Raw genomic sequence first — 25,564 nt, 5'->3', positions numbered from 1 at the left:
CTGATTAAAGCGTCGTTCGCAGCTCAATTTCGTGCCTGAGCGAAGGCCCGTGCACATCAGGGGTTTGCGGGATCATTGAAGCGTTGGCAAAAGGCTTTTTTATGTCAGGTATTAGCGGATTTTTGACAGGTATAGATCGCGGCGTAATAGCGCGAATCGATCGGACCCGGGCCGGCTAACCGATGTATGGCGGGAAGCAAAACGGATTCGCCTACCTGATTTGCCACTTCGCGCGACATACTGTGGGATCCACCCTTCACTCGATTCGCGCAGTCGCGCCACGCGGTTCCAGCGGACGAACAGGCAAGAAAACCGTATATCTATCGTTATGTGAACAATGAATCGTCCGCTGTTTGTTTCTCTGGATGGGCCCAAGGGCGCCGGCAAAACCACACTGTTGGAGGCCGTCACGAAAGTATTGAGGGCCGCCAACCACCAGGTCATCCGCCTTTGCGAGAAAAAAAGCGATCCCCATAGAGGGGAAACCATGCGCCTGGTTAACAAACTCGTCAGAAATCCCAGCCGGGATTTGGAGTGGGAGGTGTGTGAACGCTTTGCTGATAGCCGTAGCTGGATTTCCCGCCACGTGCTGGATAAACAGCCACCAGGCAGCATCATCTTGATTGATCGATGGTACCCGTCTGACGCCGCGTTTCGCCGGATAGTCCCGTTTGCAGACATTCTACAATTGAACATTGATCGAAATGTTCGAGTACCGGACCTGAATGTCGGGGTCGTCACCGACCCTGAGATTTCATGGGCGAGGGCAGCGGCACGACGTCGTGGGCTGAGCAGCACGGTGATGCATAAGCTGGAGGAACATGTCGCTTGTACCAAGGCGTTCGAACAAGCGACTTCAAATAACGGCTGGGTTTTATGCCGTAATGAAGGAGCGATCGAAGACGCAACGATGCAGGTGGTTTCGGCTATCTTGACCACACGCACAGCCCATAGACGTGCATTGACGCTCAGCCATACTGAGCCTTACGTTGATTGAAGCGCGCTCCTTGGTCGGCGAAGAGGCAAACGTGACGCTTGCTGTTCGACGTCAGGAGGTGGCGGATGCGGTTGCCGCCGAACTGCGCGCAGAGGGCACAATGAGAGATCGCTTAAAGGGAGAAAGCCACGCGCAGCATACCCTCAAGATCTGTCGGCTTGCGTCCCAACAGTTTTTCAAGCGCATCACTGCTTTCGTCAAAAGCGCCTTTGTCGATGGCATGACCCCAGCCGCTTAGAAATTTCGCGACTGCGGTCGGCCAGCCGTCACTTTCGCGAGCGGCAATGAATGCTTGAACGGAAATGGGTTGGTAGCCGACCGGTTTGCCCGTTATCCGAGCCAACGTGTCAGCAATTTCTTCAAATGACCACGTCTGTCCGGCATTGAGCAGGCAAATCCGATTTTCATGCCCTGTTTGGGTTAACAGCGCGGCACCGGCTTCTGCAAGCTCTGCATAAGTGGCGAAGCTGGCTCGTCCTTGACCTGTCGGGGCGCTGAAGGTTTGATTGGCAGCATTTGCGCCAATGAGGAGTGGCAAATCGTTGGCGTACAGCGGATGTTGAACAATCGTATACGTGAGGCCCGACTTCTCAAGGAATCGCTCCGTCGCGATATCGCTCTGCGTCACCCCCTCGATAGGTGCCAGCTCATCGTTGATCCGTTGAATGCTGGTGTACACCACATGGCGAACGCCCGCCCGGCTGGCAGCAGTGATCACGTTTTTATGCTGGGCAAGGCGATCACTAAACGCTACCGCAGACACCAAGTAGACTTTGTCCACCCCTTCGAACGCCGCAACCAGCGAGTCGTAGTCGGTGTAATCCCCTTGGCGCACTTCTATACCCAATGCAGCCAGAGGCTCAGCCTTATCAATATCTCGTGCCATCGCCACAACATCTGATGCCGGGATTTTTTGTACCAGTGAACGCAAGACAGCATTGCCCAGTCTGCCTGTCGCGCCCGTAACGAGAATTTTTGCCATGGTGTTTTGCTTTCCAGACTTGATATCAGGAGGAAGCCCATCATGACCAAAGCGACAAGGTTTAATTAGTCTTCAATAGGTAGAATCAGCTTCAACCAAAAGTTGGAGATGATCATGGAATCCCTGGGCAATCTTGAATCCTTCGTTCGTGCCGCAGAAGCCAGCAGCTTTTCCGAAGCCGCGCGACGCATGGGGATTTCCGCGGCTGCCGTCAGTAAAAATGTGGCGCGGCTTGAATCCAATCTGGGTATTCGACTGTTCCAGCGCAGTACGCGGAGCCTGACCCTCACCGAGGCTGGAGAATTGTTTTACCAAGAGGTCGCGCAAGGCCTGGATACCATCCAGGGGGCCATTAACCAGTTAGGCGAAACTCGAGAAGCCCCTACGGGGCGACTGCGGGTAAATTTGGCGCCGTCTTTCGCTTACGATTACGTCTTGCCACTGCTCAAGGCGTTCAAGCAGCGTTACCCCGCCGTGGTGCCGGATTGGCACTTGGAAATCCGACGCGTGGATTTGATAGGAGAAGGTTTTGATGTCGCTATCGGTGGCGGCATGGAACTGTCACCTGGCGTTGTGGCGCGGGAACTGGCCAAACTTCATCTCGTGGCTGTCGCGGCGCCGTCATGGCTGGAAGGCAAGCCGCTACCCACCACGCCCAGCGAGTTGCAGGGGGTGGATGGCATCGTAATGCGTTCGACCCATTCAGGGCGTTTGCTGAACTGGACGCTTCGTGATTCCGGGGAAGGGCGGTACGACCTCAATTTGAAACCGGCAGCCATCATGAACGACCCAGAAGCGCTGTGTAGCTGTGCCGTGATGGGACTGGGTGTCGCGCTGCTCCCCCTGGATCGCGCCTGGCCTCGCTTGCAAAGCGGGGAGCTGACTCGATTGTTGCCCGACTGGTACGTGGATCTGGGCGTGGTCTCGATTTACTACTCTTCGAAAAAATCCTTGCCGGCCAAAACACGGGTGTTTGTCGATTTTCTGTTGGAGCATTTTCAACAATCGCTCTGCCAACACTTCCGTGCCGACTGCCAGGGCCTTTGACTTCGATCTGAACGGTCGTGGGCTCCCCCGCGATAAAAGGCTGGCCGGGGCGTGGGCGAAATGGACACGCTAAATCTCGCGACGCAGTTTCCCCGGCGCTTCTCCGTAAAACGTCTTGAATTTCTTGCTGAAGGCAGACTGCGACTGGTAACCGACTTGTACGGCAATATCACTCAACCCCAAATGGGAGTGGCTCAGCAAATTGAACGCCAACTCCATGCGGACCTGGGTCAACAGCACCCAGGGTGATGCGCCAGCCACCCGTGCGAAGGCGCGCAGAAAAGTTGCTCGGGACATGCTTGCCATTTCCGCCAGCCCTTCAACGGTCCACTCGAATGCTGGGTCGGCCAGCATCGCCTGCCAGGCGCGTCCGAGGCGTTTATCGCTGAGCAAGGCCAATGAGCCGGTGGTCTGGCGATCGCTTGCCAGGTGTGCTCGCAGGATCAGGGCGAACAGCGCCTGGGATAGCGCGTCGAGCATGAATCTGGAGCAGACCTGGTCGCCATCCGCTTCGCCACGCAGCATCTCCACCAGCGCGGGTAATTGCCCGCTGGCGGTGGACGGGATGACCATGAACTCAGGCAGCGCGGAAAACAGCAGTGACGTGCGATTGAAGTGAAACCCGCCACAAAGCATGTCGAAGTCGCGACTTGCCCCGCCGATACGATGGATCGGCACTACACCACCTCCGGTGACTGTCGGCACGGTCGGCGCTACCGCTTTACCGGGGCTGTGCATCACATGCGGCACGCCTCGTGGAAGCAGGAGAATGTCCCCGGCCTTCATGGGTACGCGCTGGCCATCAGGAAAATCTACCCGGCATTCACCTGTCAGCACGATGTGATAGGGGGCCTTGCCCAGAGCTTCCTGCTCATGCTCGCGCGCCCATTCCCCCTGGAATTGGCAGCGCAAATCCAGGCTACCGCGAACATTGGCCAAGCTGATGAGTTTATCGATTGAGTTCATTTTGAGTCTTTTGCAATAAAAGCTGAGCCGATTCAACAAACCCGGGGGGCGTTACTGGAGAAGCATTCGACACCTTGAAAAAGTTGTCCGATATTGCGTTCACATTCAGCCCTGGCCCTGTAAAACGCCGGGGTTTTTTTTGTCATTGAACCGAAGTCACGTTGAGACGATCAAGCAACAACTTGAGCATGACGAACAAAAGCACCGCTCGCCGAACCCGCAGACTGGCTCCCACATTCAATGTACTGGAGAAGTCCCATGCTCACCTCATTTCCAACCTGGTTACGGCTCCTTGGCAAAATGGATACCTATGGCGCTTCGCTCATGCGCCTGGCCATCGGCATCGTTTTCCTGTGGATCGGCGCACTCAAATTCGTCCCCTACGAAGCCGATAGCATCACACCGTTTGTCGCCAACAGCCCGTTCATGTCGTTCTTTTACGAACACCCGCAAGAGTACAAGGCGCACCTGACACATGAAGGTGAATTGAACGTCGAGAAGCGCGCCTGGCAGACCGCCAACAACACTTATGGGTTCTCTACCGGACTAGGCATTGTCGAACTCTTGATTGGCTTATTGGTGCTGTCCAACCCGATCTCACGACGGACCGGCTTGCTCGGTGGTGCGTTGGCTTTCGGTACGCCGCTGGTGACACTGAGCTTCCTGATCACGACGCCCGAAGCCTGGGTGGGCGCCCTGGGTGACGCTCAGCACGGTTTTCCCTACCTGTCCGGTGCCGGTCGCCTGGTGCTCAAAGACGTACTGATGCTGGCAGGTTCTCTGACTGTGATGGCCGACTCTGCCCGTCATCTGCTGAGGGAACGTCGCGCATGAGCCATCAACGCCTCGCTGGATAATTTCACTCAGCACAATTAAGTCATGACATCCCTGCTGGTTCTCTAATTGCCCATAGATGGTGAGACTGCACCCAGAAGCCATTGGCCCATTTCGGGTCAATGCAGTGCCCATCCGGGGAGTCTCCACATGACTGATGTTGCCCATTCCTGCGACGGTAACCCTTGGTTGGAGACTTCAGCCATGACCCCTGGCGAATACGAAGGTGGTTTTTTACTGCCCCAATTGATGGGCGCGCTGGCCAGCGAATCCAGAGCGGCGCCTGTGACGCAAAGGGCCAATACCCACCAGAACAAGGTGTCGCTCTTGAAGCGGTGTGTGCCGATTTTGCGAGCATTGAAACTTCGTTTTTCGCCACTTTAACGATGGTTGGCCACACGTCTGCTGGGCGACCGTGAAGAGAATTGAGATGACCTACGACTTTGATCTATTTGTGATTGGTGCAGGTTCCGGCGGTGTCCGTGCCGCGCGTTTTTCCGCAGGATTCGGCGCGAAAGTGGCGGTTGCCGAAAGTCGCTACCTTGGTGGTACCTGCGTGAATGTCGGTTGCGTGCCAAAGAAACTATTGGTCTACGGCTCCCATTTTGCCGACGACTTCGAACAGGCCGAGGGCTTTGGCTGGACGGCCGGGAAGGCGCAATTCGACTGGGAAAAATTGATCGCCAACAAGAACCGCGAGATCGAGCGACTCAACGGGATTTACCGCAAATTGCTGATCAACAGCGGCGTGACCTTGCTCGAAGGTCATGCACGGCTGACCGATGCCCATCACGTCGAAGTCAACGGCCAACGTTACAGCGCCGAACGCATCCTGATCGCCACCGGTGGCTGGCCACAGATTCCGGATATTCCGGGTCGCGAGCATGCGATCACTTCCAATGAAGCCTTTTTTCTCACGCAACTGCCCAAGCGGGTTTTGGTGGTCGGTGGCGGATACATCGCCGTCGAGTTTGCCGGGATCTTTAATGGCCTGGGGGCCGACACCCGTCTTTTGTATCGGGGTGATCTATTCCTGCGCGGGTTTGATAAATCGGTTCGTACCCACCTTGTCCAAGAACTGACCACACGCGGTCTGCAATTGCAGTTCAACACCGATATCGTGCAGATCGACAAACAAGCAGACGGCAGTCTGCTGGCGACGCTCAACGACGGTCGTCAACTGGAGACTGACAGCATTTTCTACGCCACTGGCCGGCGGCCGATGCTTGACAACCTGGGTCTGGAAAATACCCGCGTCGTACTCAACGACAAGGGTTTCATCGACGTCAACGACAACTTTGAAACCCGCGAATCATCGATTCTGGCATTGGGTGATGTCATTGGCCGGGTGCAATTGACCCCGGTCGCCACGGCGGAGGGCATGGCCGTCGCGCGTCGCCTGTTCAAGCCCGAAGACTATCGCCCGGTGGATTACCGCCACATCCCCACCGCGGTGTTCAGCCAGCCCAACATCGGCACCGTTGGGCTGACGGAGGAACAGGCGCTGGAACATGGCCACAAAGTGCTGATTTTCGAAAGCCGGTTCAAACCGATGAAGCTGACGCTCACCGAATCCTCCGAGCAGACGCTGATGAAACTGGTGGTGGACGCCCAGACGGATCGCGTGCTGGGCGCCCACATGGTCGGCCCCGACGCTGGAGACATCATTCAAGGGCTGGCCATCGCGCTGAAAGCGGGGGCCACCAAGCGCCTGTTCGATGAAACCATTGGTGTGCACCCAACCTCGGCGGAAGAATTTGTGACACTGCGAACACCTGTCACCGACAGATAACGGCAGCCGGCCACTCTTCTGTCGTTGGTTCGATAGCGACCAAGACCGATATACAATGCAGCGCATAAGCAGGGTCTATTGAGGGGGGAATCCCATGCTGCTCCGACACTTGCGCTATTTGTTGGCGGTCGCCGATAACGGCGGCTTTACCCGCGCTGCCGAGGCGCTGCATGTTTCCCAGCCCACTTTGTCGCAACAGATCCGGCAGTTGGAGGATACGCTTGGCGTTGTGCTGTTCGACCGGACGTCACGCACGGTCAAACCGACTGATGCGGGGCAGGCTTACATCGAATGTGCCCGTCGCGTATTGGTAGAGCTGGAAGCTGGCAAGCGCGCATTGCACGATGTGAAGGACCTGTCGCGCGGCACCCTGCGCCTGGCCATGACACCGACGTTCATGGCTTACCTGGTAGGACCGCTGATGCGCGACTACATGACTCTCTATCCCAATATCCATCTGGAGATCTTTGAACTTTCCATGGCTGATATCGAAACCGGCCTGGCGGAGGATTCACTGGATATCGCCATTGCGTTTGATGAGGTGCGAAGCCCGGACATCGAAACCATCCCGGCTTTTGTTGAAATTCTGGGGCTGGTGGTGGGGCGCGAACACCCGTTATACGACTGGAAGAAACCCCTGACCGCCGAGCAGGTCGCGCAACTGAACTTTGCGTTGCTGACGCCCAACTTCGCCACCCGCGTCTGTATTGACGAATACTTCGCCAAGACTTCGATCACCCCTAACGTGGTAATCGAAGTCAACTCGGTCAACACTTTGCTGGAAGTCATGCGGCACACGGCGGTCGCCACTATTCTCCCGGAACCCATCGCTACCCAGGACCGCGCCCTGCGCAGGATCGGGCTGCTGGACAAAGGGCCACAGCGTGGAGCCGCCTTGTTGCGGCGCAAAAACAACTACCACAGCGCGGCGTCAGTGGCCTTTATGGAATTGATGTTGGATGAATCGGTGCGTCGGTAAGCTCAAAAAAGCCATGATCATTACATGCAATGAAATGCTGGATTGTAATGAGTGGTCATTCCGCTGTTTATGAGAGGAGGGCAAGATGACTCCATCGACGCGATGACCGGGTCGAACTCAACAATAAACGGAGTACGTCATGTCCCAGCAAGCGATCAAACTTTATCGTCACCCGTTGTCTGGCCACTCTCATCGGGTCGAGCTGATGCTGTCCCTGCTGGGACTGCCAACCGAACTGGTATTGGTGGATCTGATGAAGGGCGCTCACAAAACGCCTGAGTTCCTGGCTCTGAACCGCTTTGGCCAAGTGCCGGTGATCGATGATAGCGGCACCGTCCTGGCGGACTCCAACGCCATCGTGGTTTATCTCGCCACCAAATATGGCAAGGGACAATGGCTGCCGACCGATCCGGTTGAGCAAGCCAAGGTTCAACGCTGGTTGTCGGTGGCCGCCGGCCAAATCAGTTCGGGCCCAGCCACCGCGCGATTGATCACCGTGTTTGGTGCCGGTTATGACGCCGAAGAAGCCATCAAACGTTCTCATGCCCTGCTTGAAGTCATGGAAGATGAGTTGGGTCAAAGCAAATTCCTGGCCGGTGACAAGCCGACCGTGGCCGATGTTGCCGCCTACACGTACGTGGCTCACGCTCCCGAAGGTAACGTGGCGCTGACTGACTACCCGAATGTCCGTGCCTGGCTGAGCAGCATCGAAGCATTGCCAAACTTCGTTGGCATGCAACGTACCGCGGTAGGCCTGCAGACGGCTTGATTCGATCCTTAAGGCGCTTGCCGGGAGAATACTTCCGGCAAGCTGCTTTTCACGGGTTGCGCATATGCATCAGGATTACTTTGTGTACATACAGCCAGCCCGACGGCGCGTGCGAAAGTTGCTTTGGCTGACGATACTGGCAACCAGGTCTTACCGCTTAAGCGGCCAGACTCCTTGCGGTTCTCTCATAAAGACAAGGTCGTCTATGGATCGTTTTCAAGAAATGCAGATATTCATGGCAGTAGCCGAGGAAGAAGGTTTTGCCGCGGCCGCCCGTCGCTTGAACATCTCGCCCCCCAGCGTGACCCGCGCCATCGCCGCGATGGAAGAGCGTATCGGCACACAGCTCCTTTCTCGAACCACTCGCAGCCTGCATCTCACCGAAGCGGGCCAACGCTATCTTGAGGATTGTCGGCGTATCCTCAGTGATATCGACGAGGCGGAGGAGGCCGCTGCTGGCAGTTACTCGATACCCTGCGGGCATTTGACCGTGACCGCGTCGGTGCTGTTTGGCGAGTTGTTCATCGCGCCGCTGCTGGCCGACTACGTGGACCAGTTTCCTTCGGTGCACATCAATGCCTTGCTGGTGGATCGCGTCGTGAATATGGCTGACGAAGGTATCGATGTGGCCATACGCATTGGCCATTTGCATGAGTCAAATCAGCACGCCATCAAAGTCGGCGAGGTACGCCAGGTGATCTGCGGTACGCCCGATTATTTCGAGCGCAACGGCAGGCCGCGTCATCCCGGTGAACTCAGTACCGCCAACATCGTCATGTCTTCGGCCAGCCATTTGCTGAGCGACTGGCAATTCGTCAACGACGGCAACGCACTGAGCTTTCGATTCGAACCGCGATTGGTGGTCACCGCCAATCAGGCCGCGATCAATATCGCCCGCCTGGGCTGGGGCGTCACGCGTGTATTGTCCTACCAAGTGGCCAACCAGGTGGCGGCTGGCGAACTGGAATTGGTGCTGGAAGACTTCGAACCGCCTGCGCTGCCCATTCAGGTGGTCTACCTCAAGAGCACCCGAATACCGGCGAAAATTCATACCTTCGTGGATTTTCTTGCGGATCGACTCGGCAAGGATTCGGCGCTCAAGGCTGTGGTAAAGGGTTGCAACTGATGGATCGCTACCATGAAATGCTGATGTTCGAAGCATTATCGGAGCGACCCAGCCTGGCTGCTGCGGCTCGTCGTTTGAACGTTTCAGGACCCACGGTCATGCGCGCCATCGCACGGTTGGAGGAGCGTCTTGGCGTACCGCTGTTGCTTCGAAGTACCCGCGGGGTATCGCTGACTGAGGCTGGCGCCGGCTTCATGGCCGACTGTTCACGCATTCTCAACGCCATCAATGACGCAGAGGCTTCGGCCAAGGGCTTGCACGTCCAGGCCAAAGGCAATCTCACGGTGCTGATGCCTTTGCTGTTCAGCCGTTACGTCATGACCTCGATTCTGACGGACTACATGAGCCTGTATCCCGAGGTAAAAGTCTTTGCGCAATACCATGATCGTTTTCCGAACATGAATGAGGAGGGAATCGACGTAGCTGTGCTCGTCGGTAATCTGCCCAGCTCTTCATTGATCGCACGACAGGTGGGCTATGTACGCTCGATGGTATGCGGCAGCCCTGCTTATCTGGCGACTCACGGTGAACCCGGCGTACCGGAGGATCTGCAAAATCATCGCCTGGTCGCCACCCATGCTTATCGAGACAAGGTCCAGTGGGACTTCCAACACGACGGTGAGGTGAATCACTTAAAAGCCCGGGCAAGGATCAGTTGCGCGACGGTACAGGCGGCCATCGATGCGGCGGCACATGGCGCCGGCATCACCCGCTGCCTGAGCTATCCGTTGTACGAGTATTTGAACACCGGGCGATTGCGCCGTGTATTGCAGCCCTATGAGTTACCGGCGCTGCCGGTGCAGGTGGTGTACCGCGAGGGGCGCAAGGCCTCGATGCGGGTACGCAGTTTCGTCGACCACATCGTCGAGGGTCTACGCGAGCATCCGGCCATGCAGCCGGATACTCTTTGAATGCTCGCAGCGCTCGCAACAGCGCAGGTCGCTTGGCAGTCTTCTCGCACCGATACAGATGCCTATCGGGCATTTCAGTAAGCGAAACAGTGGATTGCATTTTGTGGCCGTTCTCCACGTCTCGGCTAAGGCGGAGTATAAGCACTTACTCTTTCCCTGCTGCAGCAGAGGTTCATGATCCATGAAACGCGTGCTTATGTTATTGGCCAACGGCGTAGAGCCCCTGGAAATGGCCGCTTTTACCGATGTGCTTGGGTGGGCCAACCTGCTCGGGGATCACCCTGTGGAGCTGGTCAACGCCGGCCTTCGCAGAAAGATCGTGACCACCTTCGGTCTCACGCTCAATCCGAGTTTTTTATTAAGCGATCTGGACATGGGCAGCTTCGATGCCTTGGCGCTGCCAGGTGGTTTTGAACCGTCGGGTTTTTACGAGGAAGCCTTGAGCGAACCTTTCCTGGCGACCATTCGGCATTTCGTCGAAGCCGGTAAACCGGTTGCCAGCGTTTGCGTGTCTTCCGTGTGCCTGGGCGTGGCCGGCGTGCTGCGTGACAGGAACGCCACGACCTACCACCAGGAGGGCGGCAAGCGCAAAAACCAACTGTTGGAAAGCGGTGCACGCTTTGTCGATCGCCCGGTAGTTGTCGATGGCCAGATCATCACTTCAAGCGGGCCCGGCACTGCCACCGAAGTTGCCTTCGCGCTGCTTGAAAAAATAACCAGCGTCGAAAATGCCGCATTCATTCGCAAGAAGATGCGCTTCGCCACCCCCGACCGTGAGTGGTACGAAACGCCGCAAGTGCCCTGAAATGTTCCACCCACTTCGAATCGACTACTGTTACAGCAATTGAGCGACTCCAGGTTGCTCAAGTGCGGGCAGGGTCTGCCTTTAGCTTCAAGAGTGACCGTCGCACTCGACCGACCTGGTTCATCCAAAGTGCACGCAGCCTGAGTGAACTCGGGTTTCGCGATGAACTGTACGAACTGGCGACCCGTGCCAAGGATAAAATTCGCGCGCTGCGCCTGCTCGGTCAGCCGGATACGCATGCTCGCGTTGGTGAGGATTTTGAGGTGGCGGGGCGTGTGGAGCTGTGCGGTGTCAGCGCAAGCCAAGGAGGGCGACGCCCCCCTTGTCCTGGATTTGTGAGTCGGCGTCATCGGTACTCATCCCGCTAAAAACTGACAGGCTGATTCAGGCAACAGCTCTGCCGGAACGGGCATGAACGGCAACGGTGTTCGGATGCTTGACCAGTGACTTGAAGGTCTTGTTGTCGGCGTCCAGGGCGTCGATTGAACCGGTCTCGATGTCGTAGACCCAACCATGCAGATTCACCAGGCCTTTTTCTTGCGCCAGGCGCACGCTGGGATGAGTCTGAATGTTGGCCAGTTGGGCGATGACGTTTTCACGCACCATGGCACTGACTTTGGCGGCTTCACTGGCGTGAGGGCGCGATTCGTTGATGACTTTCGCTGACTCGGCGTGTTGCAACCAGCCGGCGACCGCAGGCAGGTGGTCCATGCAGGTGCACTTGGCGACAGCGGTCATGGCACCGCAATCGGAATGGCCGCAGATCACGATATCGGTCACGCCCAGGACGGCGACGGCGTATTCGACCGTGGCCGATACACCACCGGGATGCGGGCTGTAGGACGGCACGATGTTACCAGCGTTCCGGATCACGAACAGCTCGCCAGGTTCTTGCTGCGTTAGCAGTTCCGGTACAACGCGGCTGTCGGAGCAGGTGATGAACAACGTGCCTGGATGTTGCGTGGTGGCCAAGTGTTTGAACAGGTCAGTGCGTTGAGGGAATGCTTCTTTCTGGAACTTCAAGAACCCTTCGATGAGCGCTTTCATGGTGTGTGCCTTCAATAAGTGGTGTGTGGGTAACGATCAGTTAGTGCAACCGCTGCCGATCACGCTGTATTCCAGAACATGGGTTTCACCCTGGGAATCGCGGTAGGTCATTTGCACCGGTGTCGGGCCGCAGACATCCGCCGCCGACGTGATGTTGACGACTTTGGCGATATCCAGATGCATGCCGTACGCAAATGGAACGGCCTCGGGTGCGACCACGGCTGGCTGAGCGTAGGCCGACAGCGAAGCGGTCAGAGACAGGGCCAGCGACAGAATTTTTCTCATGATGAATCCTCCATTCAAATGTGGTGATTGATCGAAAAGGTTTAGAAATTTTTTGAAGCAGGCCCGCAAGGCTGCGGGCCGATTTACAGGTCCGGTTGCATCCTTAGAAAGGACGCAGTGGCAGGAACTTGCCGTCGAGGGTGATCACTGCGCGGTGCCCGCCTTCAGGGTCTTCGACTTTCTTCATGTCGAGCTTGAAGTTGATTGCGCTGATAATGCCGTCGCCGAACTGTTCGTGAACCAGGGCTTTCAACGTGGTGCCGTAGATCTGGATCATTTCGTAGAAGCGGTAGATGGTCGGGTCGGTCGGGACACCATTGAGGCTGCCACGCAGCGGGATGATTTGCAGGCGGGCCACCGAGTCGGCGTCCAGGTCCAGTTTTTCGCCGATCACTTTGGCAGCGGCTTCAGGCAGCGGGTGCTGGCCGAGGAGGGCGGCGGTGACGTAAGCGAGGCCGAGGCCGGTGCCTTCAGTCACTTGTTCGAAGGACAGATTCTTGCGCGCCTTGGCTTCGAGTATTTTCGCGGTCAGTTCGAGGCTGGTGTCGTTGTAAGCGTGGGACTGTTGCATGGTGTTTCTCCTATCGGGTTTGCTGGGTAGGTGTTGCTTGGGTGTGAAGCAATCTTCTGCCGTTCGCTCGATAGCGTCCAAGACCGATATACAATGCGTCGCATAAGCCCTGCCTATAGATGCAGGCCAGAATGTTCATGACCTTTGTAAACTCGCAAGCACTGCTGCTGATCCCCAACGGCTATCCGGTCTGGATAGATAGTGGCGCTCGAGGGCGAACTGGATATTCATGCCGGTCGGCAGCGGATGGCGTTACTTCGGGAGGGCGAGGCGATAAAACTCGAGCCGCGGATTGCTCATATCACCCATCAGCACGGAACGGGGCCTGGTACGTCCGGTGCCGCGTTATGGCCCGGTGCGGTGGAAAAAGCCTTAAAGCCTTTCGAGAACTGTCGGTGGCTGCGCTTCAAAAGGTTTATCAGCGCAGCATCTAATGTTGTTGAATGTATATGCTGTTCAGGCAAAGGGCAGGGCAGTCGTGGTGTTGCTCATCAGTAACTGAAATAATTTTGTTCCGTTCGCCTGGATTATTAATGAAACATTTAAGCCGCTTCTTTTTTTGTACTTATTTCAAGCAATGTTGCACTTTTTTCGCTCAGGTAATGACTGAAACGCGAGCGAAGCCAGCGTTCGCCTGGATCATTGTCCAGCGTGGCGCTCCATGACATGGATAGATCAAGGTCTGGAAGCGTCATCGGAACGGGGTCGGCACGTAAACCACCTTGCCGTGTCATGGCCTTGGCGACGTAATCGGGCACTACGGCCAACATCTGCGTGTCCTCAAGCAGTGATTTGAGTGCGCTATATTGCGGAACAGCCAGGACGATCTGGCGTTGTCGCCCCAGAGATCCCAATGCTCGATCAATGTAATCGGATGCTTCGCCGTTGACCGAAACAGAGACGTGTGGGCGATTACAGTACTCGTTGAGATCCAGAGTACCCGCCATGTTGTTGGCACTTAAAACCGTGGGGCGGATGCTGCGCAGAAATTTTCGTTTGGCATTGGCAGGGAGTTCGCGGCAATGGCATACGCCCAGTGACACCTCGCCTGTCGCCAGCTGATTGGCCAGCAATGAGTGGTCGGTACGACGCACGACAAAACTGACTTGAGGCGCTTCCATACGCAATTGGCGCAGCAGGCCAGGCAGAAACGAGTATTCAATATCATCCGAAAGGCCAATTCTGAACACGTTGCTATTGGTCAGGGGATCGAATTCATTCATGTTGCTCAGCGCAGCCGCCATGGTGTCCAAGGCAGGGGTCAAGGTGAGTTGTATTTCAAATGCTCTGCTCGTCGGCTCCATGCTTCTACCCATGCGTATGAACAGCGGGTCATCGAAAAACTGACGCAGTCGATTCAAGGAGGCACTGATCGCCGATTGGCAGAGAAACAACTTCTCACCGGCTCGGGTGAGATTTCGTTCGTGCATCAGCGTTTCGAAAACGATCAGAAGACTGAAGTCGATTTTGCGAAGATCGTTTCTGTTCATCGTCATCACCAAAAGGGTTGCGGCCCGTCTTTGTGTCTCAGCGCGCAAAGAGCGATGTTCAAAGGGCATCTGACTCGTTGCCTGTGAGCCTCTAAGCGGACGGTAACAATCAAGTCAATTAAACGGCTTTCGAGGCCCGCATTTAATTGAAGTCCCGCTTTCGTTGGCTTGAATGTATCGTGAATGATGATGGCTTGATTAGCACTTCTACGTAAGTTTCAATGATCTAAGGTATAAGTGGTAGGCGCTAATACTTGAGTATTAGGGGCATTAATTGCGTGGGGCGGGTGGGTGAGTCGAGAAAGAAACAATTAATATTTTTCAGTTAACTAGCGAGGTTTGACAGACGCATCGTGCGTTGTCAGGTTGCGATAAAACCTGTCTCTCTATTCCTCAGAATTTGTTCAATACAGTCAATCATCAGTTGTCCGTCAAATGGTTTGCTGAGAAAACAGATCGCTCCCGCGGATTTTGCACGTTTGCGAACCGACTCCTCCGGGTAGGCGGTGATGAAAATAATGGGGATGTCATGCCCTTTACTGAGGAGTTCAGTTTGCAGGTCCAGGCCCGTCATGCCCGGCATTTGAACGTCCGAGATCAGGCAGTCCGTGCCGTAGCTTTTGGCGCAGGCGAGAAAATCTTCGGCACAGGAGAAAAGACTGGGTTCACAGCCCATGGAACGCACCAGACTACTGAGTGCGATTCGGCCTGATTCGTCATCGTCGACGATGGAGATCACAGGGACTTTGTTCACTGCGCGGATCCTGGACGCAACATCAATGGATTCGAAACAGCTGAAGTGCTATCGCGCCCATTCCACTCTATTTGCCAATATCCTTTAAGGAAATCATACACACGTATGTGTCGCTCAGCGTTTGGGTCCGATCCCCAGGTTTTGTGCCATGCGAACCAAGTCTGCAAACGACTTTGCGTGCATTTTTTTCATCACATGGCCGCGATGAATTTTGACGGTGATTTCACTGAGATTCAGTTCACCCGCAATCTGTTTATTCATCAGTCCCTTGGCTGCGTGGACCATGACCTCACGCTCACGGGCCGTCAGCGATTGGTAGCAGGCGAGCATTTGGGCGTCCTGACGGTCGATTTCCCGGCGCTTGGAATCCCTGTGGTGAGCAGCGGCGACCGCATCGAGCAAATCCTGATCGCGGAACGGTTTGACCAGAAAATCCACGGCCCCGGCTTTCATTGCCTTGACTGACATGGCGATGTCGCCATGTCCCGAGATGAAGATGATGGGCAATGCGATCTTCGATTCCACCAATTGATGCTGGAACTCCAGGCCGCTGGCGCCTTGGAGCCGAACATCGAGCACCAGACAGCTGGGCGCATCGGGATCGGGCAGTTGTAGAAACTCTGTGGGTGAGGCAAACGTCTCTACTTGGAGCCCCACCGAACGAAAGAGACTACTGAGTGCTTCGCGCATGGGGGCCTCGTCGTCGATCACGAAGACAACAGGGCGCTTGTCCATGGACCTCTTTTCCATGGCAGAAATATCTTCGTTCACGCAGGCTCCTCGTTGCTGTCAGGGAAGGTCAAATGGAACGCCGCGCCTTCACCGTCTTGACTTGTGGCCCAGATGCGGCCGCCATGGGCTTCAATGATTGATCGACAAATGGATAACCCCATGCCCATTCCGTCAGGCTTGGTGGTGTAGAAAGCGTTGAAGAGCTTGGGCAGACTTAGTGGCGAAATACCGGGGCCGTTGTCTTTGATGTCCACGCACAGTTCGCCCGCATCAGAACGCTTGAGGCACACATGGAGCGTACGAGGTTTGCCTTTGGTATTGGACATTGCCTGCACACCATTCATGATCAGGTTGATGATGACCTGCTGGAGTTGGACTCGGTCACCCATAATCTCCGCTGCTTCGGTATCGTATTGATGGTCTAGCACAATTTTGTTCCGTCTGACCTCCCTGTCGACCAGCGCCAGTGACTCTTCAATGACCTCCATGAGATCAACGGGTACGCTTTGAGGATCGGTCTTGCGTGACATTGCCCGGATACGTCGAATCACTTCGCTCGCTCGATGGGTCTCGCTCATCATCCGCTCCATCGCACTGCGCACCTCATCGATGTTTGGATTGTCGCGATTCAACCAGCGCAAGCCGGCAGTGCCATTGGTGGTCACAGCGGCCAATGGCTGGTTGACTTCATGTGCTATCGAGGCCGCCAGTTCACCCAATGTGGTGATCCGCGTCACGTGAGCCAGTTCAGTCTGCGAGCGATGGAGTGCCTCCTCAGACATCTTTGCTTCAGTGACATCCATCAGTGCTCCGATGTATTCAAAATTCCCGCCAGCGTCCTGGACGGGATGAGCCAGCATTTGCACGTGCTTGATTCGCCCGTCGGCCATCAACAGGCGATACTCCACCTTAATGTGGGGTTCTTTCTGGTAGGCGTGCTTGATCGATAATCTGACGAGGTCCAGATCATCGGGATGGGTTTTTTTCAGAACGCTGGACAGCAGCGGTTCCTCGTCGCCGCCGAACTCGAATATTCGCCTGGCCTCGTCGGACCAGTACATCTCGCCGCCAGGGATCTTCAGACCAATGCTCCCGGTCTGACTCAGCCGTTGCGCACCGGCCAGAAACGCTTCGCTGCGTCGCAGGGCGTTGATGGCCTTTTTTTGCTCGCTGATATCGTTGTGAGTGGCCAAAATCGCCTTTGGTCGATTGCTCTCGTCCCGGGACAGCGAGCAACGACTGACAACCGTCACGGGTGTTCCATCACATCGGTGTTCCACCACTTCACCTTCCCATCGGCCGGTTTCAACGAGCGCGTGCATCACCTGCTCCCAGGTGAGTTTAAGTTGAGGTCTTAACAGCGTTCGAAAGTCCTGGCCGATGGCTTGCTCTCTGGACCAGCCGTATAAGGCTTCGGCGCCCGGGCTCCACGTAGTGATGATGCCATTCATGTCTCGAACGATGATGGCGTCGTGGGTTTGCGCGAGCATCCGCACCTGCTCCTGCAACTCGTCATTGGCCGCTTTGTTTTTCAGTGCCAGTAAGGTGGTGATACCGATCGCGGAAAGGCTGACCAGGCAACGGGCGAAGGAAGCGCTGTTGAAGTCGCCGCCGTGGGAAATAAAAAAAGCAGCCAGCGTCAATCCACAGCATGAGAGCGAAACGCTAATGACACCTTTGCGGGAAAACAGGTTGACCGACATCAAAATCACAGCGACATAGAGCACCGCAATGGCAATATGGATGGAGGTGAGGGTGTCGATGATGAAGATGACGCCAGCAAGCGTGGCGGCGCCAAATCTCTGGAGGTGCGTATGAGGGGCAGGGCGCTTGGGACTGTCTACAGGTACCGTCGATTCAATTGAGATTTTCATATCAATCAATAGCCTGCTCGGAATGCAATTCATCACGGGTGTTTGCAGTGAACACCCTTGGGAAATTTGCAGCAAGCAAAACCATTTGGGATTTAGGGGCGTGTTGGCAACTACCGGTAAACGACGTCCTACCCCGCTGGATCTGGTGCAACTGGGCTTCGATAAAGCGCTATTTCGTAAGTCAGGACTCAGTTGGCTGATTGCCGAGCTTTGAGAAGCGCAGCTCCTATCTGTTTGACCTCTGTTGCTAACAATCTGAGTGTTTATCGAAAACACCTTAAGGCAGTGACGCCGAAACTCCCGCGGTCACGGTTCTTTTGCCACCCAGGGTTGCCTTGCAAAATCGCAACGAACATTGCGCAAACCGCTGTTTGGAGTGGGTTTGTGGAGTCGTATGCTCCCCCCAGAGCACATCCAAATGTGCCGCTTTTGAAACTCTCCTCATAAAAAAGCTGCCGCTTACTGACAACAATGGAGAACGCTCATGGCATCTCAAGACCCTGACGTCTGGCAGATACTTGACCAGAGTGAAGTGCTTACCCGAATTAAACGCGAGAAAAACAAGCTTTCACTGACGTTACTGTTCATCGCCGCTGCGTACTACGCGACGTTGTTGCTTGGGCCGACGTCCCTGAAGGCTTTCTTCAGTCTGCCCCTGGCAGGTGAGCTGAACATCGGTACGGTATTTGCGATTTCCCAATATCCGTTTTGCGGTCTGTTGGCCTGGATCTATTTGCACAAAATGCGCTCTGTCGATCGGCAAGTCGCAAGCCTGGTCAAGCAATTCCATCGGGGAGAACTCTGATGAAGCCCCTAAGATGGTTATCCCTGATCGGTGGTGCAGCCGCTGTCACGCTGGCTCTGCCGGCAATGGCACAAAACACGGTCGTTAACGGTCAGTTTCGAAGCATGACCTTCGCGGTGTTTGGAGCGCTTGTTCTTTTTACCTTGGCAGTCACCTGGTGGGCAGCCCGACGCAATCGTTCGGTGGGGGATTTTTACACGGGAGGAGGCGGCATCTCGGGTCTGAAGAACGGCTTGGCGATTTCCGGCGACTACCTCTCTGCGGCGGCATTTCTCGGTGTTTCTGGCCTGATCGCTCTTTACGGCTTTGATGGAATTCTTTACGTCGTTGGATTCTTTGTCGGTTTCATTCCTGTGCTTTTGCTGATTGCCGAGCCTTGTCGAAACCTCGGACGCTATACCCTGAGTGACGTGCTGGCGTTTCGGAACGGCTTTCGCTCATCCAAAACTGCGGGAGCAATCTCCAGCGTCTGTGTGGCAATTTTCTACTTGATACCGCAAGTGGTAGGTGGCGGTGTAATTATCAAGGCCTTGGTGGGTATCGAGTACGAAGTGTCTGTTCTGCTGGTGGGCGCATTGATGCTGGTGTACGTCTTGTTCGGGGGCATGCGTGCCACGACCTGGGTACAGCTCATCAAAGCCGTGTTGTTAATCAGCAGCTGCTTCCTGCTAGTGATGTTTTCCTGGGCTCCCTTCGGGTTTGATATCCCGCAATTCATGCAAGGCCTCGTGCACAGTGACGCCCTGACTGCGCACATGAAAAGCATGTTTCCCGCACAAGCCGCTGGTGCCGAACTGAACCAGCACTTCTTTCAGCCAGGGCTGTACTTGAAAAACCCGATGGAGCAACTGTCGCTGGGATTGGCATTGGTTCTCGGCACTGCTGCGATGCCTCACGTCCTGATGCGTTTTTTCACGGTTCGCGATGCCGTAACCGCGCGCAGTTCTGTGTTATGGGCAATGCTGGGTATAGGGGTTTGCCACGTTCTGATCGTCTTCATCGGCTTCGCCGCGGCGTACTACATCGGCTCACCGACCATCGCCAGTTTCGACAAGGGCGGAAATCTTGCCGCCCCCCTATTGGCCCAGTACCTGGGTGGTGGCGCCGAAAGCTGGGTGGGCAACTTCATGTTGGCCTTCACTGCGGCAGTGGCTTTCGCGACCATCGTTGCTGTAGTGGCGGGACTCACGCTTGCCGCGGCGTCTGCTCTTGCTCATGACATCTACGTGGGTGCCATTTGCCATGGTAAAGCTACCGAGCGGCAACAGGCAGTGGCCGCACGTGTTGCGACATTGTTTGTCGGCGTATTAGCGATCGTTGTCAGCCTCTTGGCAAAAGGGCAGAACGTTGCACACCTGGTGGGCCTGGCGTATGCCGTTGCCGCTTCGGCGAATCTACCGGCACTGCTGCTGACCTTGTACTGGAAGCATTGCAACACCTGGGGAGTCCTCGCAGGTGTTATTGGCGGGACGGTACTGGCGATAGCGTTGGTGCTGGTGTCGCCCAATATGACCTATCCCGCGCAGGTGCGTCAGGCAGCCCTGGAGAGCGTAGCGCAATTGCAACTGAAACTGGATGCACTCACACCAGACCAGGAATCGCAACGCGCCGCACTGTTCACCCAACAGGAGCAGGCTCGTGTGATCGTGCAAGGTATTGCAGAAGACGCCACCAGCATGGTCGGGTTGCGAGAACCACTGGTTGCGCTGCGTAATCCCGGGTTGATCTCCATTCCCGCCGGTTTCTTGTTGGTCATCCTGTTCTCCCTGTTATTCCGCGATCCGCGTTCGCAGTCCATGTGGGCAGAAATGTCTGTGCGCCAGCACACTGGCATCGGTATCGCTGCGGCTGAAGCTCACTGATTACCCGCGCGGGTGTTCTTCACCCGCGCACTCCGATTAAAAACCTTCCAAAGGTATTCCCATGGCTCACTTGCCTACGCTCAAAGTTGCCGCCTGCCACGTCGCACCGGTATTTCTCGATAAAACCGCCACCACCGCGAAGGCCTTGAATCTGATTCGGGAGGCGGCTGCCAATGGTGCCGATCTCGCTGTGTTTCCTGAGTCGTTCATTCCCGCATTTCCAATCTGGGCTGCCTTGTGGGCACCGATTTTGAATCACGATCTATTCGAGCTGATGGTGGAAAATAGCCTGTACATGGACGGCCCTGAAATTGCGTCCTTGCGGGCTGAAGCCAAGCGTCTTGGTGTGTTCGTGTCCATGGGCATCAGCGAGCGCAGTCACACCAGCGTGGGTTGTATTTGGAACACCAACGTGTTGATCGGCGATGACGGTTCGATCCTCAACCACCACCGCAAGCTCGTCCCTACGTTTTATGAAAAACTCATCTGGGCACCTGGCGACGGGGAGGGGCTGCGCGTCAGTGATACTCGTATTGGCAAAATCGGTGCGTTGATCTGTGGTGAGAATACCAACCCGCTCGCTCGCTATGCATTGATGGCTCAAGGAGAGCAACTGCATATCTCTTGCTGGCCAGCGCTGTGGCCGACTCGTCGACCGGATACGGGTAGCAACTTCGATAACGTTGCCGCCAACCGTATTCGCGCAGGGGCACATTCGTTTGAAGCAAAAGCGTTCGGCATCCTCTGCGCGGGCTACATGGACTCAGCCATGCGTGATTTCCTGGTCAATCGAGATCCACAAGTTACCCAGATCCTCGACAATACACCGCGTGCAGCGACCATGTTCATCGACCCGACGGGCACTCAAATTGGGGATATGCTGCAGAACGAGGAGGGAATTTTGTACGCCAGACTTGACCTCAATCACTGCATCGAGCCAAAGCAATTCCATGATGTCGTGGGTTACTACAACCGCTATGACGTTTTTGATTTCAGCGTTAATCGGCGCCGAGATGAACCAGTTACGTGGAATGACTCGTCGAAACTGCAAGTGGGCACATCAGTCGGTTTGCGCGAACAAAGGATCTTTGAGCAGCAGCTTCTCCAGGAAGCTGACCGCCGCCTTGATGCGGGGAACGTAGCGTAGTTCCCTGTGAACGCTCAACCACAGGTCTCGGGTGACACGTACCTCATCACCTAATACCCTGCGCAGGCCAAAGCGGCCTGCGTCGGCGAATTCTGGCAATAGGACGATGCCGACACCTTCCGAAGCGGCGACCATCTGCGCCAGCATGCTGGTGGACTGGAATACAAGGACTGGTTTACTAACCGCGTCCTCGAGCCAACGCACTGCGTCGATCTGAATGAGATCGTCGATGTAACCCACGAATTTATGCTGTGACAGCGCATCAACGTTTTCCGGGCAACCCTGCTGCTCCAGATAACCGTGCGAAGCGTACAGGTGCAACGAGAACCTCCCCATGTGTTCAGCGTCCAGCCCTTTACCCTGGGGCTTGAAGAATCCCAGGAAGACATCGGCCTCTCGATGCGTGACATAGAGTTGCTGCGTTGACGTCACCAGCTCGACAGTAATTGCAGGATACTCTCGGTGGAACTGCGCCAACCTGCTACTCAGGTAAAGCGTCGCGATGCCTTCCATCGTCCCAATGCGCACGGGGCCGTGCAGAGCACTGGATTTACGGTCAAGTGTCGCAGTCAAAGCGGCAAAGCCGGTATCCATGCTTTGCACCGATTCCAGTAGCTCTGCACCAAAGCCGTTCAATGCAAGCCCTGTATGACTTCGCTCAAAGAGGCTGGCGCCCAACGCGTATTCCAACTGGGTGACCCGCCGACTGACGGTGGACTGATCAATACGCAGTTTCCGAGCGGCCTTTACCAAGTTACCTGTTCTTGCGACGGCCAAAAAGACTTTCAAATCATCCCAATTCAGCTGATCAGCAGCCATATTTTTCCCTTTTGAACATTTGGGTCTGTCGGGCGAGGTCATGGATCAATGCAGGACAGAAGACTGCTGCCTCGGGTTTGCAGAATTCGTACCGAGGTCCCGTCCTGTTGGCGATTTCTGCAATCGGGGCGTAACGGTAAGAGTGTGTAACACTCGAAGAGAAACGGATCGCTGGTGATGTTGCAGAGGTGGTGCCAGTGGTGAGTGCCCGCCCACAAGTGTTGAGACGATATAGGTTCCGTCGATCCTTATTTCCACACCTATGAATATGAGCCCACGGTGGCATTCTATCGCTAAGGACTGGTGAGGACGCACGAATAATCCTGATCATTTCTATGCATGGCGAGGCGCAGGTTGTGAAGGGTGGAGGCAGGCCAATGATGTTGACCTGCCGTCATGCAGCGTCACTGAAGGGTCAAATTCTGAACTGTTTAACGAGCGATTCGAGCCTGTTGCCAAGGCCCGCTACGCTACGCGCAGTAGTTGCTCCCTTTTGCGTATCCTGAGCCACAATTTCAGCAGCCTGAGCAATGTTAATCATGCTTTGATTTATTTCTTCAGCGACTGCGGTTTGCTCTTCAGCAGCACTTGCGATCTGCGCAGTCATCGCGTTGATAGAGCTGATGAACCCCGTCATTACGTCCAACGATTCGCCAGCCTCGTTGGCCTGATCTCCGGAAATTTTGCCTTTTTCGCTAGAACTTACCATTGATCTGACGGCAGCGGTGGTACCAGTTTGCAAACGGTTGATCATCTCCTGGATTTCCTGGGTGCTGTTCTGAGTTCTGCTTGCCAACGCTCTTACTTCGTCCGCGACTACGGCGAAACCACGCCCAGCTTCGCCCGCACGAGCGGCTTCAATCGCGGCGTTCAATGCGAGCAGATTGGTTTGCTCGGCGATGGAACGTATGACGTCTAGCACCCCAACAATGGACTGTGCGTCACCCTGTAGTCTGTCCAGGGACATGCTCGTCATTCGTACGTCTTCGATCAACGAGTGAATGCTACCTATGCCTCCATTCACGACATTGCGAGCAGTAGTTCCGACCTTATCCGTTTCCTCAGCGGCAATCGCAGCGCTTTGAGCGCTACGTGCAATTTCGTGTGCCGCCGCTGACATCTCATGAACGGCGGTAGCGACTTGAGCGGTTTCTTGCCGCTGACGATCCATTGCATGTTCAGACTGATGTGCTTGTGCAGACATGTCTTCGGAGTAGATGGCCAGGTCATGGGTGACCTCAACTATTTGTCGTACCACCTCATGAATTTTTTCGACGAATTTATTGAAGGAGTGGGCTAGGGCGCCCAGCTCGTCCTTCCTCGTCACTGGCAGGCGTCGTGTGAGGTCACCTTCACCCGCAGCGATGTCATCGAGATTGGACTGGATCACAAGGAGGGGCTTGATGATCGAGTTACCCAGCAGCACGGCAATCACGGCGATGACGAGCAGTAGTGCAAGGTCAGCAATGACAATTATCTTCACAAAGCTATTGATTTGCGCGTACTTGGCTTCGGCGATTCGATCAACTTCTGCGTCGATGTCGTCAAGGTTGACCGCCGTGGCGATCATCATGTCCCATTTTTTGAAAAGCACCGAATAGCCAAGCTTAGGAATCGGCTTGTCATTGCCCGGAACCGGCCAGTCGTAGCGAAGGTAGTGCTTGCCGGCACGGGCGAGCAGGTTTAGTTCACGGATCGCGAAGACACCGTTGGCATCCTTGACGTCATTGAAGCTGACACCGATATCGGTGTCCTTATCAGCCCAGAAAAGTCGAATGTTTTCTCTGTCATAACCGAAGAAGTAACCTTGCTTATCGTAGGACAGTTTGCGGAGCACTTTTACAGCACGATCTCTAGCCGCAAGATCTCCATCACCGGAGTCGTCATATATGGTTTTGACAGACGACACGGCCATCTGGACATGATGCTCAAGCGAGGCGCTACGCTCCTTGAGAAGCAGTTGTCGGGCTTGATCAACCTCTTCGTGTGCCAGTCGATACAACACTGCGATCGAGACGGCGCTCAACGCGACCGCAAGGATAAATGTCGGGATAAGCGCAAGGAGGATTACCTTGCTTCGCAACTTCACATTACTTAGACCCCACATCGGTAAACCCCCATCAACACTGGTTCGATGGAGGAAGCGCGAAGGGCGCGGGTAGACAGGGCCGCTAAATTATTTTGAGTGCTGGTCATAGTGTCTTTCCGAAAGTAAAAAGAGAACCCTCGAAATATCGGCTGGGATGCGGATCCCCAAAACAGGTGTTGGCGCAACACGGATTGCAGAAATGCAAGAGCTGCTGACCTATTTCAAGGAAACGAGAGCGGTGCTGATTGAGTGGTGCAGATACTCCTCACCAACTTCGCTTTCGAACCAGTTGTCGCCGACCCTGGCAGCGACCTGGTGCTTTGTACCGAGTGGGCGCAAACTCCGCTGGACGACCGTAGCGTGATCCACGTATTCGATGCTACAAGTTGTCCAACCGAAAAAGTCGTTCAAGTGTTCGAACCGGACTGAGCCTTGCTTTGGAGCCGATTACGAAGGTTTTGATTGCGGCTACTGAATCACCCCGGATTTTCTACGCGAAATTACGCTCCACTTCACCACCCGTTTGCATTAGGTCTGACCAGCGATTGCATCGGATTTGCCTAACCCGCTTTGTAACCATGATCGGCAAAGAACGGCCAAAAGGGGCCACTTGCCGTACTCCGCAATAAATAGGGAAACTCCTGACAACTGGCAACTCCGGGGCCGTCGTGCAATCCCCCTGATCAAACCCGGCTAGCGCACTTCGCGTCAATATTGTCCTGGCACCGACCTAATCACTACGGAAGCTACTTTTTGTAGTGGTCAACTAATCCCGGACACGACGTTAAGTTTTTTCTCGGCCTGAGCTGGGGCCAGTCCGTTGTTGAATTGGTGCGGTCTAATCCAGTTGTACCGATGCATCAGGTAATGACTGATGTCGC

24 protein-coding genes and 1 pseudogene are annotated in these 25,564 nt (G+C 55.3%); 13 read left to right on the top strand and 12 right to left on the bottom strand.

What is annotated here, in order from left to right:
* Positions 1 to 337 precede the first annotated feature (337 nt).
* Positions 338 to 997 (top strand): dTMP kinase, encoded by a 660-nt coding sequence (locus BVK86_RS02790; protein ID WP_075944976.1) that lies wholly within the window; start codon positions 338 to 340, stop codon positions 995 to 997.
* Positions 998 to 1,109: 112 nt separating this feature from the next.
* On the opposite strand, the gene BVK86_RS02785 is transcribed toward BVK86_RS02790, so the two are convergent.
* Positions 1,110 to 1,979 carry an SDR family oxidoreductase gene (locus BVK86_RS02785; protein ID WP_075944975.1) on the bottom strand — a complete coding sequence of 290 codons (870 nt, stop codon included), beginning with the start codon at positions 1,977 to 1,979 and terminating at the stop codon, positions 1,110 to 1,112.
* Between the two features lie 114 nt (positions 1,980 to 2,093).
* Between BVK86_RS02785 and BVK86_RS02780 the strand changes: the two genes are divergently transcribed.
* A complete protein-coding gene (locus tag BVK86_RS02780; protein ID WP_075944974.1) occupies positions 2,094 to 3,026 on the top strand; it encodes a LysR family transcriptional regulator in 933 nt (310 codons plus the stop codon).
* A gap of 69 nt (positions 3,027 to 3,095) precedes the next feature.
* Here the strand turns inward: BVK86_RS02780 and BVK86_RS02775 are convergent, their stop codons facing one another.
* Positions 3,096 to 3,992, bottom strand: a complete 897-nt coding sequence (locus BVK86_RS02775) for an AraC family transcriptional regulator (protein WP_075944973.1) — start codon at positions 3,990 to 3,992, stop codon at positions 3,096 to 3,098.
* A 258-nt stretch (positions 3,993 to 4,250) separates the two neighbouring features.
* Here BVK86_RS02775 and rclC point away from each other — a divergent pair, with 258 nt between their 5' ends.
* The 8 genes from rclC to BVK86_RS02740 all read left to right on the top strand — a co-directional run bounded on the left by rclC (position 4,251) and on the right by BVK86_RS02740 (position 11,208).
* Positions 4,251 to 4,826, top strand: a complete 576-nt coding sequence (rclC, locus tag BVK86_RS02770; RefSeq protein WP_075944972.1) for a reactive chlorine resistance membrane protein RclC — start codon at positions 4,251 to 4,253, stop codon at positions 4,824 to 4,826.
* A 150-nt stretch (positions 4,827 to 4,976) separates the two neighbouring features.
* Positions 4,977 to 5,210, top strand: a complete 234-nt coding sequence (locus tag BVK86_RS29185; protein ID WP_139315741.1) for a hypothetical protein — start codon at positions 4,977 to 4,979, stop codon at positions 5,208 to 5,210.
* Between the two features lie 46 nt (positions 5,211 to 5,256).
* Entirely contained in the window at positions 5,257 to 6,618 is a 1,362-nt protein-coding gene (gene gorA, locus BVK86_RS02765; protein WP_075944971.1) for a glutathione-disulfide reductase, read from the top strand.
* A gap of 94 nt (positions 6,619 to 6,712) precedes the next feature.
* The gene (gene cynR, locus BVK86_RS02760; protein WP_075944970.1) at positions 6,713 to 7,597 is read left to right on the top strand and encodes a transcriptional regulator CynR; all 885 of its coding nucleotides are present in this window, start codon (positions 6,713 to 6,715) and stop codon (positions 7,595 to 7,597) included.
* 139 nt (positions 7,598 to 7,736) lie between these two features.
* A complete protein-coding gene (locus tag BVK86_RS02755) occupies positions 7,737 to 8,366 on the top strand; it encodes a glutathione S-transferase family protein (RefSeq protein ID WP_075944969.1) in 630 nt (209 codons plus the stop codon).
* Between the two features lie 205 nt (positions 8,367 to 8,571).
* The gene (locus tag BVK86_RS02750) at positions 8,572 to 9,492 is read left to right on the top strand and encodes a LysR substrate-binding domain-containing protein (protein ID WP_075944968.1); all 921 of its coding nucleotides are present in this window, start codon (positions 8,572 to 8,574) and stop codon (positions 9,490 to 9,492) included.
* Entirely contained in the window at positions 9,492 to 10,403 is a 912-nt protein-coding gene (locus BVK86_RS02745) for a LysR family transcriptional regulator (protein WP_075944967.1), read from the top strand. Before BVK86_RS02750 ends, BVK86_RS02745 begins: the two co-directional genes overlap by 1 nt.
* Positions 10,404 to 10,584: 181 nt before the next feature.
* Positions 10,585 to 11,208, top strand: a complete 624-nt coding sequence (locus BVK86_RS02740; protein WP_075944966.1) for a DJ-1/PfpI family protein — start codon at positions 10,585 to 10,587, stop codon at positions 11,206 to 11,208.
* 384 nt (positions 11,209 to 11,592) lie between these two features.
* On the opposite strand, the gene BVK86_RS02730 is transcribed toward BVK86_RS02740, so the two are convergent.
* The 7 genes from BVK86_RS02730 to BVK86_RS02700 form a co-directional block, all read right to left on the bottom strand.
* Entirely contained in the window at positions 11,593 to 12,255 is a 663-nt protein-coding gene (locus BVK86_RS02730) for a carbonic anhydrase (RefSeq protein WP_075944965.1), read from the bottom strand.
* Between the two features lie 36 nt (positions 12,256 to 12,291).
* A complete protein-coding gene (locus BVK86_RS02725) occupies positions 12,292 to 12,540 on the bottom strand; it encodes a DUF2790 domain-containing protein (protein ID WP_075944964.1) in 249 nt (82 codons plus the stop codon).
* A 103-nt stretch (positions 12,541 to 12,643) separates the two neighbouring features.
* Entirely contained in the window at positions 12,644 to 13,111 is a 468-nt protein-coding gene (gene cynS, locus BVK86_RS02720) for a cyanase (protein WP_075944963.1), read from the bottom strand.
* A 542-nt stretch (positions 13,112 to 13,653) separates the two neighbouring features.
* Positions 13,654 to 14,670 carry a LysR substrate-binding domain-containing protein gene (locus tag BVK86_RS02715; RefSeq protein WP_408002953.1) on the bottom strand — a complete coding sequence of 339 codons (1,017 nt, stop codon included), beginning with the start codon at positions 14,668 to 14,670 and terminating at the stop codon, positions 13,654 to 13,656.
* A 292-nt stretch (positions 14,671 to 14,962) separates the two neighbouring features.
* Complete coding sequence (locus BVK86_RS02710) at positions 14,963 to 15,355, bottom strand: response regulator transcription factor (RefSeq protein ID WP_075944961.1); 393 nt, start codon at positions 15,353 to 15,355, stop codon at positions 14,963 to 14,965.
* Between the two features lie 114 nt (positions 15,356 to 15,469).
* A complete protein-coding gene (locus BVK86_RS02705) occupies positions 15,470 to 16,105 on the bottom strand; it encodes a response regulator transcription factor (RefSeq protein WP_092267342.1) in 636 nt (211 codons plus the stop codon).
* Between the two features lie 17 nt (positions 16,106 to 16,122).
* Positions 16,123 to 17,961, bottom strand: a complete 1,839-nt coding sequence (locus tag BVK86_RS02700) for a PAS domain-containing sensor histidine kinase (RefSeq protein ID WP_231977878.1) — start codon at positions 17,959 to 17,961, stop codon at positions 16,123 to 16,125.
* A gap of 484 nt (positions 17,962 to 18,445) precedes the next feature.
* Here BVK86_RS02700 and BVK86_RS02695 point away from each other — a divergent pair, with 484 nt between their 5' ends.
* From BVK86_RS02695 to BVK86_RS02685, 3 genes are all read left to right on the top strand, one after another.
* Positions 18,446 to 18,766: a DUF485 domain-containing protein gene (locus tag BVK86_RS02695; protein ID WP_075944959.1), complete on the top strand. Its 321-nt coding sequence runs from the start codon at positions 18,446 to 18,448 to the stop codon at positions 18,764 to 18,766.
* A complete protein-coding gene (locus BVK86_RS02690; protein ID WP_075944958.1) occupies positions 18,766 to 20,628 on the top strand; it encodes a solute symporter family protein in 1,863 nt (620 codons plus the stop codon). Before BVK86_RS02695 ends, BVK86_RS02690 begins: the two co-directional genes overlap by 1 nt.
* A gap of 61 nt (positions 20,629 to 20,689) precedes the next feature.
* The gene (locus tag BVK86_RS02685) at positions 20,690 to 21,775 is read left to right on the top strand and encodes a carbon-nitrogen hydrolase family protein (RefSeq protein ID WP_083659294.1); all 1,086 of its coding nucleotides are present in this window, start codon (positions 20,690 to 20,692) and stop codon (positions 21,773 to 21,775) included.
* Here the strand turns inward: BVK86_RS02685 and BVK86_RS02680 are convergent.
* From BVK86_RS02680 to BVK86_RS30410, 3 genes and pseudogenes are all read right to left on the bottom strand, one after another.
* Positions 21,689 to 22,594, bottom strand: a complete 906-nt coding sequence (locus BVK86_RS02680; RefSeq protein WP_075944957.1) for a LysR family transcriptional regulator — start codon at positions 22,592 to 22,594, stop codon at positions 21,689 to 21,691. The two genes, BVK86_RS02685 and BVK86_RS02680, sit on opposite strands and share 87 nt — an antisense overlap.
* Before the next feature lie 415 nt (positions 22,595 to 23,009).
* Positions 23,010 to 23,765, bottom strand: coding sequence for a methyl-accepting chemotaxis protein (locus tag BVK86_RS30415; RefSeq protein WP_425272394.1), 756 nt, complete (start codon positions 23,763 to 23,765; stop codon positions 23,010 to 23,012).
* Between the two features lie 99 nt (positions 23,766 to 23,864).
* A pseudogene (locus tag BVK86_RS30410) lies at positions 23,865 to 24,701 on the bottom strand (cache domain-containing protein); the annotation flags it as partial.
* Positions 24,702 to 25,564 lie beyond the last annotated feature (863 nt).

The sequence above is a fragment of the Pseudomonas reinekei genome (assembly GCF_001945365.1).
GTDB lineage: Bacteria > Pseudomonadota > Gammaproteobacteria > Pseudomonadales > Pseudomonadaceae > Aquipseudomonas > Aquipseudomonas reinekei.
Note: the sequence above shows the minus strand (reverse complement) of the source record. Positions and strands in the feature narration are given on the sequence as shown.

What these genes read in the sequence shown, in the direction of transcription:
- BVK86_RS02790 (WP_075944976.1), top strand. Translation starts at nt 338, where the DNA reads ATGAATCGTCCGCTGTTTGTTTCTCTGGATGGGCCCAAGGGCGCCGGC.
- BVK86_RS02785 (WP_075944975.1), bottom strand. Translation starts at nt 1,979, where the DNA reads ATGGCAAAAATTCTCGTTACGGGCGCGACAGGCAGACTGGGCAATGCT.
- BVK86_RS02780 (WP_075944974.1), top strand. Translation starts at nt 2,094, where the DNA reads ATGGAATCCCTGGGCAATCTTGAATCCTTCGTTCGTGCCGCAGAAGCC.
- BVK86_RS02775 (WP_075944973.1), bottom strand. Translation starts at nt 3,992, where the DNA reads ATGAACTCAATCGATAAACTCATCAGCTTGGCCAATGTTCGCGGTAGC.
- rclC (WP_075944972.1), top strand. Translation starts at nt 4,251, where the DNA reads ATGCTCACCTCATTTCCAACCTGGTTACGGCTCCTTGGCAAAATGGAT.
- BVK86_RS29185 (WP_139315741.1), top strand. Translation starts at nt 4,977, where the DNA reads ATGACTGATGTTGCCCATTCCTGCGACGGTAACCCTTGGTTGGAGACT.
- gorA (WP_075944971.1), top strand. Translation starts at nt 5,257, where the DNA reads ATGACCTACGACTTTGATCTATTTGTGATTGGTGCAGGTTCCGGCGGT.
- cynR (WP_075944970.1), top strand. Translation starts at nt 6,713, where the DNA reads ATGCTGCTCCGACACTTGCGCTATTTGTTGGCGGTCGCCGATAACGGC.
- BVK86_RS02755 (WP_075944969.1), top strand. Translation starts at nt 7,737, where the DNA reads ATGTCCCAGCAAGCGATCAAACTTTATCGTCACCCGTTGTCTGGCCAC.
- BVK86_RS02750 (WP_075944968.1), top strand. Translation starts at nt 8,572, where the DNA reads ATGGATCGTTTTCAAGAAATGCAGATATTCATGGCAGTAGCCGAGGAA.
- BVK86_RS02745 (WP_075944967.1), top strand. Translation starts at nt 9,492, where the DNA reads ATGGATCGCTACCATGAAATGCTGATGTTCGAAGCATTATCGGAGCGA.
- BVK86_RS02740 (WP_075944966.1), top strand. Translation starts at nt 10,585, where the DNA reads ATGAAACGCGTGCTTATGTTATTGGCCAACGGCGTAGAGCCCCTGGAA.
- BVK86_RS02730 (WP_075944965.1), bottom strand. Translation starts at nt 12,255, where the DNA reads ATGAAAGCGCTCATCGAAGGGTTCTTGAAGTTCCAGAAAGAAGCATTC.
- BVK86_RS02725 (WP_075944964.1), bottom strand. Translation starts at nt 12,540, where the DNA reads ATGAGAAAAATTCTGTCGCTGGCCCTGTCTCTGACCGCTTCGCTGTCG.
- cynS (WP_075944963.1), bottom strand. Translation starts at nt 13,111, where the DNA reads ATGCAACAGTCCCACGCTTACAACGACACCAGCCTCGAACTGACCGCG.
- BVK86_RS02715 (WP_408002953.1), bottom strand. Translation starts at nt 14,670, where the DNA reads ATGCCCTTTGAACATCGCTCTTTGCGCGCTGAGACACAAAGACGGGCC.
- BVK86_RS02705 (WP_092267342.1), bottom strand. Translation starts at nt 16,105, where the DNA reads ATGGAAAAGAGGTCCATGGACAAGCGCCCTGTTGTCTTCGTGATCGAC.
- BVK86_RS02700 (WP_231977878.1), bottom strand. Translation starts at nt 17,961, where the DNA reads ATGAAAATCTCAATTGAATCGACGGTACCTGTAGACAGTCCCAAGCGC.
- BVK86_RS02695 (WP_075944959.1), top strand. Translation starts at nt 18,446, where the DNA reads ATGGCATCTCAAGACCCTGACGTCTGGCAGATACTTGACCAGAGTGAA.
- BVK86_RS02690 (WP_075944958.1), top strand. Translation starts at nt 18,766, where the DNA reads ATGAAGCCCCTAAGATGGTTATCCCTGATCGGTGGTGCAGCCGCTGTC.
- BVK86_RS02685 (WP_083659294.1), top strand. Translation starts at nt 20,690, where the DNA reads ATGGCTCACTTGCCTACGCTCAAAGTTGCCGCCTGCCACGTCGCACCG.
- BVK86_RS02680 (WP_075944957.1), bottom strand. Translation starts at nt 22,594, where the DNA reads ATGGCTGCTGATCAGCTGAATTGGGATGATTTGAAAGTCTTTTTGGCC.
- BVK86_RS30415 (WP_425272394.1), bottom strand. Translation starts at nt 23,765, where the DNA reads ATGGATCGTCAGCGGCAAGAAACCGCTCAAGTCGCTACCGCCGTTCAT.